The following is an 8,289-nucleotide window of genomic DNA, read 5'->3' as shown; positions in this document are numbered from 1 at the left end:
GGCCAGCAATTGGCGCAGGCCGGTGTCGTGCGCGACCGCGTTCAGGCCGTCGGCGTCCAGCACCAGGCGCTGTGCCTGGCCGATCACGCGCGGCAGCACCGCGCGCACGGCATCGCCACCGCCGCAGCCGCAGACGACGGTGGCCTGCAGCAGCAGGTCGTCGCGCCACGGTGCGCGGCGCACCATCAGCTCGGGGCGTTCGGCATCCAGCGTCGGCCCGTCCTCATCCAGGAACCCCAGGTAGACGCGGCCTGCACCCGCGGCGTGGCCAGCGCGCGCGGCCAGCAGCGCGGCACCGGCCATGCCGTGCGCGCCGCCGATCACGACGAGATCGCCGAAGCTGCCCTTGTGCTGGCCGTGGCGTCGCTGCCAGCCTGCCGGTGACGGCGCGGGGCTGAGGCATGCGTCCGGGCGGTCGCTGGCGATGCCGAGATCGTCGAGCCAGGCCTCACCGGCATGGTCGCGGCCCTGGCCGGTGAACAGCCCGGGCTTCAGCGTCAGCAGCGACAGCGTGTGCGAGGCCGTCACGCAGGCGTCGCCATGAGGCTGGCCGGTGTCGCCGTTCAGTCCCGAGGGCAGGTCGATCGCGAGGACCGGGCAGGCGAGGGCGTTCAGCGTCGCGACCAGCGCCGCGAGCCGGCCTTCGGGGGCACGGCTGCCGCCGATGCCGAGCAGCRCGTCCAGTGCCACGTCGCCGGCGCGGCCGAACCCGTCGGGGACGTCATCCGCCCATCGGAGGCGCGCGGCCAGCGCCAGCGCGTGCGCCTGCCGCGCATCGCCCTGCAACCGCGCCGGATCGGCCGCCAGCGTCACGATGGCCTCGATGCCGGCGCGTTGCAGCGCCACCGCCGCCACCAGCCCGTCGCCGCCGTTGTTGCCCGGCCCGGCGGCCACCCACACACGCCGCGTGTGCGGTGCGATGGCGCGCACCAGCCGCGCCACGGCCTCGCCGGCAYGCTGCATCAGGCTGAACGGCGCCAGCCCCTGCAGCGCGGCCGTCTCGATCGCCCGCGTGCGCACCAGCCCGTGCAGCGGCCACGCCTCGGTGCGGGAGTGGACGCGCTGCAGCATGCGCCCCGTCCGTCAGTGCGAGAGCCGCCCGATGCCCAGGCCGTCGACGTCGATGGCCGGCGAGCGATGCGCGAGCTGGTCGGCCAGCACCCGCGCCGAGCCGCAGGCCAGCGCCCAGCCGCTGGAGCCATGCCCGAGGTTCAGCCAGACCCCGCCGAGCCCGCTGGCGCCCAGCACCGGCGGGCCGTCCGGCAGCATCGGCCGCGCGCCTTTCCAGCGCTGCGCCTGGCTCATGCGCGCCGCACCGGGGAACCAGTCGTTCAGCACCTTGTACAGCGTGTCGAGCGAGCCTTGGTTGTAGCTCTGCGGCGCGCCGCCCAGCTCGGCGCTGCCGGCGACGCGCACGCGCGAGCCCATGCGCGTCACCGCCACCTTGTAGCGCTCGTCCATCAGCGCCGAGCGCGGGCCGACGTCCGGGTGCGCTTCGTGGTGGCGCAGCGGCGCCGTCACCGAGTAGCCGTAGACCGGCGCCAGCGGCAGCTTCAGCCCGTGCGGCGACAGCAGCTGCGGCGCGCCCATCGCGGCGCAGACGACGATCGCGTCGAACGTCAGCGTCTCGGGTTCGGCGATCTCCGGCGGCGTGCTGCGGCGCTCGCTGTTCGGCGTGGCGAGCGTCGATTCCTCGGCCGACAGGCGCAGGTGCGTCAGCTGTGGCCGCGTACCCGGCTCGATGCGGCTGACGGTCGAATGGAAGATGAAGCGCGTGCCCAGCCGCTGTGCCTCGGCGCGCAGCAGGCCGGCGAACTGGCGGCAGTTGCCGACCTCGTCCTGCGGCAGGTGCAGCCCGCCGTGCAGCTCGGTCTCCGGGTTCAGCCCGGGCTCGACGCGCCGGCATTGCGCCGCGTCCAGCGTCTCGAAGCGCACGCCCAGGTCGTGCAGCATCGCGACGCCGGCCTGCGCCTGCGCGGCGTCGCGTGCGCCGCGCCACAGCACCAGGTAGCCGTCGGTGCGCTCGTACTCGAGCTGCAGCGATTGCGTCAGCTTGTGCAGCCGCTCGCGGCTGTACAGCGCCAGCCGCTGCATGCGCGTGCGGTTGGCGCGGAAGGTGTGCAGGCTGCTCGCGCGCCACCAGCGCCACATCCAGCCGAGCGTGGCCAGGTCCAGCGAGGCGTTGACGCGCACCGGCGAGTGCTTGCTGAACAGGTGGCGCAGCACCTTGCCCGGCATGCCGGGCGCGGCCCACGGCGTCACGTAGCCGGGCGCGACGACGCCGGCGTTCGCGAAGCTGGTCTCCGCGGCAACGCTGCCGCGGCGCTCGAACACCGTGACGTCGTGGCCGTCGGCGGCCAGTTCGTACGCGGTCGTGACGCCGACGATGCCGGCGCCGATCACGGCGACGCGCATCAGGCGGCCCCCGCGTCGGCCAACGCCTGCTCGATCGCGAGCGAGACGTCGAGCACCGTGTCGTCGCGCAGTGCGCTGCTCCACACCATCAGGCCCACCGGCAGCTCGCCCGCGCGATGGCAGGGCAGCGACAGCGCGCAGCCGTCCAGCATGTTCACCACCGACGGGTTGCGCAGCAGGCGGGCGTTGGTGGCGAAGAAGGCCTCGTCGGTCGCGAGATCGGCGACGTGCGGCGCGGGCATCGGCACGGTCGGGCTCAGCAGCGCGTCGAAGGGGGCGAGTTGCGGCGTCATGCGGGCGATCCAGTCGGCGCGCGCGCGGAGCAGGTCGATGTAGTCGGCGGCGCTCATGCGTTCGCCGCGGCGGATGCGGACGGCCACGCGCGGGTCGTAGTCGGCTTCGCGGCGCGCCAGCAGGTGGCGGTGCCAGGCCCAGCTCTCGGCCCCGGGCAGGCCGCCGGTGGCGTTGATCGCGGCCAGTTCGGTGACTGCGGGCAGCGCGATCTCCTGGATGCGGGCGCCGGCGCGGCGCAGCGCGGCCAGGCTGCGCTCGAAGGCGGCAGCGACGGCGGGGTCCAGTCCGTCGAGCAGCAGCGTGGTCGGCACGGCCAGGTTCAGTGCCGACACCGGCCGGTGTGCAAGCTCGACGCGGCGCGCCGACAGCAGGCCATGCAGCAGCACCGCGTCGCGCACCGACCGCGTGATCGCGCTCGCGGTGTCGAGCGAGGTCGACAGCGGGATCGCGCCGTCGGTGGGCGTGAGCCGCGCGGTGTTCTTGAACCCGACCAGGCCTTGCAACGCGGCGGGGATGCGGATCGACCCGCCGGTGTCGGAGCCGAGCGCGGCCCACGCGGCACCGCTGGCCACCGAGGTCGCGCCGCCCGAGGTCGATCCTCCGGGGATGCGCGGCAGCGGGTCGAGCGCCGCGGTGGCGGCGTTCAGCGGCGTGCCGTGGTGGGGGTTGATGCCGACGCCGGAGAACGCGAATTCGGTCAGGTTGGTGTGGGTCGTCAGCGCGGCACCGGCCCCGCGCAAGCGGGCCACCGCGGGGCAGTCATGCGTCGCGGGTGGTGCGTCGTCGAGGGCACGCGATGCGCCGGTCGTCGGATAGCCAGCCACGTCGAACAGGTCCTTGATGCTGACGGCCAACCCGGCCAGCGGCGGCAGCGGTGCGCCGGCCGCGTGCTGGGCGTCGACAGCGGCGGCCACGGCCGTGGCGCCATGGAACCGGCGGATGAAGCTGTGGGCGTTGACGGGGGCGTCTGCAGCGGCCTGGCTGCGGGCGAGCATCTCGCTCGCGGTCGACCGGCCCTGGAGGATGTCGCTGCGTGCAGCGGTGAGGTCAAGGGGCATGGGGAGGGGGTGGGCCGTGCTACACTCTACGGGTTTATCTGAATGCGTTCTCGCTTCGAGGGCCGCGTCAGGCAGACAAATCGCGAATCCGGCTGTTGAAAGGTGTTGCGACGGGTATCAAACCCTTGCAATTCGAGACGGATTCTAGAACCAACCTTTGGAGTTCACATGACCATCACCATGCGTGAGATGCTGGAAGCCGGCGTCCATTTCGGCCACCAAACCCGCTTCTGGAACCCGAAGATGGCCCCGTACATCTACGGCCATCGCAACAAGATCCACATCATCAACCTCGAGAAGACGCAGCCGCTCTTCAACGACGCGATGAAGTTCATCCGCCAGCTGGCCTCGCGCCGCGGCACCATCCTGATGATCGGCACCAAGCGCCAGGCCCGCGAAGTCATCGCGCTGGAAGCCCGCCGTGCCGGCATGCCCTTCGTCGACCAGCGCTGGCTCGGCGGCATGCTGACCAACTTCAAGACGGTCAAGGGCTCGCTGAAGAAGCTGAAGGACATGCAGGCGCAGGTCGAGTCCGGCACCGAGATCCGCATCAAGAAGGAAGCGCTGATGTTCACGCGCGACCTGGCCAAGCTCGAGAAGGACATCGGCGGCATCCAGGACATGAACGCGCTGCCCGACGCGATGTTCGTGATCGACGTCGGCTACCACAAGATCGCCGTGGCCGAAGCCAAGAAGCTGGGCATCCCGGTGATCGGCATCGTCGACTCGAACCACTCGCCCGAAGGCATCGACTACGTGATCCCGGGCAACGACGACTCGTCGAAGGCGGTTGCGCTGTACGCCCGTGCGGTGGCCGACGCCATCCTCGAAGGCCGCGCCAACTCGACCAACGAAGTGGTGCAAGCCGCTTCGGCCGAGGGCGACGAATTCGTGGAAGTCAGCGAAAACGCCTGATCGCACGGCCCCTGCCTGCCGAACGGCGGGCACCGAAAGGGGCTTCACAGCCCCTTTTTTTCCACCCGAGATGATTCCGGAGATTCAAGATGGCTGCAATCACTGCAAGCATGGTCGGCGAACTGCGCGCCAAGACCGACGCCCCGATGATGGAGTGCAAGAAGGCGCTGACGGAAGCCGGCGGCGACATGGAGAAGGCCGAGGAGCTGCTGCGCGTCAAGCTGGGCAGCAAGGCCGGCAAGGCCGCCTCGCGCATCACCGCTGAAGGCGTGGTCACCGCCGCGCTGGCGGGCAACGCCGGTGCGCTGGTCGAAGTGAACTGCGAAACCGACTTCACATCGAAGAACGACATGTTCCTGACCTTCGCGAAGGCCTGCGCCCAGCTCGCCGCTGAGAAGAACCCGGCCGACCTGGCTGCGCTGTCGGCCCTGCCGTACTCGCAGGACGGCTACGGCCCGACGCTCGATGACGTCCGCAAGGGCCTGATCGGCACGATCGGCGAGAACATGTCGATCCGCCGCTTCAAGCGCTATGAAGGCGGCAAGCTCGCGAGCTACCTGCACGGCACCCGCATCGGCGTGCTGGTCGAGTTCGAGGGCGACGACACCGCCGCCAAGGACGTCGCGATGCACATCGCCGCGATGAAACCGGTCTCGCTGGCCTCGTCGGAAGTGCCGGCCGAGCTGATCGAGAAGGAACGCGCCGTGGCCGCCGGCAAGGCTGCCGAGGACGCGAAGGCCGCCGAAGCCGCCGGCAAGCCGGTGCAGTCGGCCGAGATCGTCGCCAAGCGCATCGAAGGCTCGGTGCAGAAGTTCCTGAAGGAAGTCAGCCTGCTGAACCAGACCTTCGTCAAGAACGACAAGCAGACCGTCGAGCAGATGCTGAAGGCCGCGAACACGAAGGTGTCGGGCTTCACGCTCTACGTCGTCGGCGAAGGCATCGAGAAGAAGGTCGACGACTTCGCGGCCGAAGTGGCGGCGCAGGTCGCCGCCGCCAAGGGCGGCTGAACGCATCTACCAAGGGCGGCTGAGCGCCGCCGGTCGCAGGGCAAGGGCGGGGCGCTCACGAGGCGCTCCGTCACCATGGTTAGACTTCAGCGCCGCAAGGCGTGGCCAACACGGGGAGAAAATCGCATGCCGGCGTACAAGCGCATCCTGCTCAAGCTCTCGGGCGAGGCCCTGATGGGCGACGACGCCTACGGGATCAACCGCGCCACCATCGTGCGCATGGTGCGCGAGGTGCAGGAGGTGACGCAGCTCGGCTGCGAGGTCGCCGTCGTGATCGGCGGCGGCAACATCTTCCGCGGCGTGGCCGGCGGCTCGGTCGGCATGGACCGCGCCACCGCCGACTACATGGGCATGCTCGCCACCGTGATGAACTCGCTGGCGCTGGCCGACACGATGCGCCAGGAAGGCATGACGGCGCGCGTGATGTCGGCCATCAGCATCGAGCAGGTGGTCGAGCCCTATGTGCGGCCGAAGGCGCTGCAGTACCTCGAGGAAGGCAAGGTCGTCATCTTCGCGGCCGGCACCGGCAACCCGTTCTTCACCACCGACACCGCCGCGGCGCTGCGCGGGGCCGAGATGGGTGCCGAGATCGTGCTGAAGGCGACCAAGGTCGACGGCGTCTACACCGCCGACCCGAAGAAGGACCCGAGCGCCACGCGCTACAGTCAGATCAGTTTCGATGAAGCCATCGCCCGCAACCTGCAGGTGCTGGACGCGACGGCCTTCGCGCTGTGCCGCGACCAGAAGCTGCCGATCAAGGTGTTCAGCATCTTCAAGGCCGGCGCGCTGAAGCGCGTGGTGATGGGTGAAGACGAAGGCACCCTGGTTCACGTTTGAGGAAACCGACATGAGCATCGCCGACATCAAGAAGACGGCCGAGCAGAAGATGGGCCGGACGATCGAATCGTTCAAGGGCGAACTGCAGAAGATCCGCACCGGGCGCGCCCACCCGGGCCTGCTCGACCAGGTGCAGGTCGACTACTACGGCTCGATGCTGCCGATCAGCCAGGTGGCCAACGTCACGCTGCTGGACGCGCGCACGATCACCGTGCAGCCCTGGGAAAAGGGCATGGGCGCCAAGATCGAGAAGGCCATCCGCGAGTCCGACCTGGGCCTGAACCCGTCGGCGCAGGGCGACCTGCTGCGCGTGCCGATGCCCGCGCTGACCGAAGAACGCCGCCGCGACCTGACCAAGGTCGTGCGCAACGCCGGCGAAGACGCCAAGATCGCCACGCGCAACCTGCGCCGCGATGCCAACGAGCACGCGAAGAAGCTGCTGAAGGACAAGGAGATCACCGAGGACGACGAGCGCCGCTCGCTGGACGAGGTGCAGAAGCTGACCGACCGCACGATCGCCGAGATCGACCGGCTGATCGCCGGCAAAGAAGCGGAGATCATGGCCGTCTGACGCGGCCGTGAGACCCTTATCGTTTCCTCTCTCTTCTCCCGCACGCCTCCGGTGGCCACCGTGAACCGCGTTCCCCGCCACGTCGCGATCGTGATGGACGGCAACGGCCGGTGGGCCAAGAAGCGGCTGATGCCGCGCTTCTTCGGCCACAAGCAGGGCGTCGATGCGCTGGTGCGCACCGTCGAGGCCTGCGCCGACCGCGGCATCGAGTTCCTCACCGTGTTCGCGTTCTCGTCCGAGAACTGGAAGCGCCCGACCGAAGAGGTCTCGGGGCTGATGAGCCTGGTGCTGGTCGCGGTGTCCAAGTACCTGGCCAAGCTGGCCGGCGAGGGCGTGCGCATCCGCATCGTCGGCGACCGCTCGCAGGTGTCCGACAAGGTGCGCGCCGCCTGGGACGAGGCCGAGCGCGCCACCGCCGACAACCGGCGCATCACGCTGTCGGTCGCGTTCAACTACGGCGGCCGCTGGGACGTCGTTCAGGCCTGCCAGCAGGCCATCGCCGCCGGCGTGCCGGCGCACGAGCTCGACGAGGCCAAGCTCGGCAGCTTCATGGCGATGAACTACGCGCCCGACCCCGACCTCTTCATCCGCACCGGCGGCGAGGTGCGCATCAGCAACTTCCTGCTGTGGCAGGTGGCGTACTCCGAGCTGGTGTTCAGCGACTGCCTGTGGCCGGAGTTCGGCGTCGCCGAGCTGGACGCGGCCCTGGCCGACTACGCGAGCCGCGACCGCCGCTTCGGCCGCGTCGACAGTGCCGACGCCGGCAGCGATGCGGCCGCCACCGCCGGCGGCAGGGCCTGAGCGTGCTGAAGCAACGCATCATCACGGCGGTCGTGCTGCTGGCCATCCTGCTGCCGGCGATGTTCGCGCCGATCGCCTGGCCGTTCGCGCTGCTGACGCTGCTGATGATCGGCGCGGCGGGCTGGGAATGGGCGCGCCTGAATGCGGCGTCGCCCGGGGTCTCGATCGCGCTCGGCGTGGCCCTGGCGGCCGGCTGCGCTGCCGCGATGGTTGCGGGCTGGGTGCATCCCGGTGCCAACCCGGCCTGGTGGCTGGCATTCGCGGTCTGGGTGCTGGGCGGCGCGCTCGCGCTGCGCGTCGGGCCGGCGGCCTGGCCGCAGTTGCCGGCGGTCGCGCGCTGGGTGCTCGGCCTGGCCGCCCTGTGGACCGCGTGGCTCGCGCTCGCCTGTTC

At 70.5% G+C, this 8,289-nt stretch carries 8 protein-coding genes and 1 pseudogene; 6 read left to right on the top strand and 3 right to left on the bottom strand.

Going from position 1 to position 8,289, the window contains the following annotated elements:
- The 3 genes from AC1DYN_RS30600 to AC1DYN_RS30590 form a co-directional block, all read right to left on the bottom strand.
- On the bottom strand, nucleotides 1-1,071 hold a 1,071-nt coding region (locus AC1DYN_RS30600; protein ID WP_477966235.1), incomplete at its 3' end, for an NAD(P)H-hydrate epimerase.
- Nucleotides 1,072-1,083: 12 nt separating this feature from the next.
- The gene (locus AC1DYN_RS30595; RefSeq protein ID WP_477966233.1) at nucleotides 1,084-2,415 is read right to left on the bottom strand and encodes an FAD-dependent oxidoreductase; all 1,332 of its coding nucleotides are present in this window, start codon (nucleotides 2,413-2,415) and stop codon (nucleotides 1,084-1,086) included.
- Complete coding sequence (locus tag AC1DYN_RS30590; protein WP_477966231.1) at nucleotides 2,415-3,767, bottom strand: amidase; 1,353 nt, start codon at nucleotides 3,765-3,767, stop codon at nucleotides 2,415-2,417. Before AC1DYN_RS30590 ends, AC1DYN_RS30595 begins: the two co-directional genes overlap by 1 nt.
- Before the next feature lie 168 nt (nucleotides 3,768-3,935).
- On the opposite strand from AC1DYN_RS30590, the gene rpsB reads away from it, so the two are divergent.
- From rpsB to AC1DYN_RS30560, 6 genes and pseudogenes are all read left to right on the top strand, one after another.
- Complete coding sequence (gene rpsB / locus AC1DYN_RS30585) at nucleotides 3,936-4,682, top strand: 30S ribosomal protein S2 (RefSeq protein WP_477966229.1); 747 nt, start codon at nucleotides 3,936-3,938, stop codon at nucleotides 4,680-4,682.
- A gap of 89 nt (nucleotides 4,683-4,771) precedes the next feature.
- Nucleotides 4,772-5,689, top strand: a complete 918-nt coding sequence (gene tsf / locus AC1DYN_RS30580) for a translation elongation factor Ts (RefSeq protein WP_477966227.1) — start codon at nucleotides 4,772-4,774, stop codon at nucleotides 5,687-5,689.
- Nucleotides 5,690-5,815: 126 nt separating this feature from the next.
- Entirely contained in the window at nucleotides 5,816-6,526 is a 711-nt protein-coding gene (pyrH, locus tag AC1DYN_RS30575) for a UMP kinase (RefSeq protein ID WP_477966226.1), read from the top strand.
- Nucleotides 6,527-6,536: 10 nt separating this feature from the next.
- On the top strand, nucleotides 6,537-7,097 hold the full coding sequence (frr, locus tag AC1DYN_RS30570; RefSeq protein ID WP_477966225.1) for a ribosome recycling factor: 561 nt from the start codon (nucleotides 6,537-6,539) through the stop codon (nucleotides 7,095-7,097).
- A 93-nt stretch (nucleotides 7,098-7,190) separates the two neighbouring features.
- A complete protein-coding gene (gene uppS / locus AC1DYN_RS30565; protein ID WP_477966237.1) occupies nucleotides 7,191-7,898 on the top strand; it encodes a polyprenyl diphosphate synthase in 708 nt (235 codons plus the stop codon).
- 2 nt (nucleotides 7,899-7,900) lie between these two features.
- Nucleotides 7,901-8,289, top strand: a pseudogene (locus AC1DYN_RS30560) (phosphatidate cytidylyltransferase); the annotation flags it as partial.

The sequence above is a fragment of the Rhizobacter sp. P2_D12 genome, assembly GCF_056404395.1.
Note: the sequence above shows the minus strand (reverse complement) of the source record. Positions and strands in the feature narration are given on the sequence as shown.

Coding starts and splice junctions, on each gene's coding strand:
- rpsB (WP_477966229.1), top strand. CDS start 3,936: ATGACCATCACCATGCGTGAGATGCTGGAAGCCGGCGTCCATTTCGGC.
- frr (WP_477966225.1), top strand. CDS start 6,537: ATGAGCATCGCCGACATCAAGAAGACGGCCGAGCAGAAGATGGGCCGG.
- AC1DYN_RS30595 (WP_477966233.1), bottom strand. CDS start 2,415: ATGCGCGTCGCCGTGATCGGCGCCGGCATCGTCGGCGTCACGACCGCG.
- AC1DYN_RS30590 (WP_477966231.1), bottom strand. CDS start 3,767: ATGCCCCTTGACCTCACCGCTGCACGCAGCGACATCCTCCAGGGCCGG.
- pyrH (WP_477966226.1), top strand. CDS start 5,816: ATGCCGGCGTACAAGCGCATCCTGCTCAAGCTCTCGGGCGAGGCCCTG.
- uppS (WP_477966237.1), top strand. CDS start 7,191: ATGGACGGCAACGGCCGGTGGGCCAAGAAGCGGCTGATGCCGCGCTTC.
- tsf (WP_477966227.1), top strand. CDS start 4,772: ATGGCTGCAATCACTGCAAGCATGGTCGGCGAACTGCGCGCCAAGACC.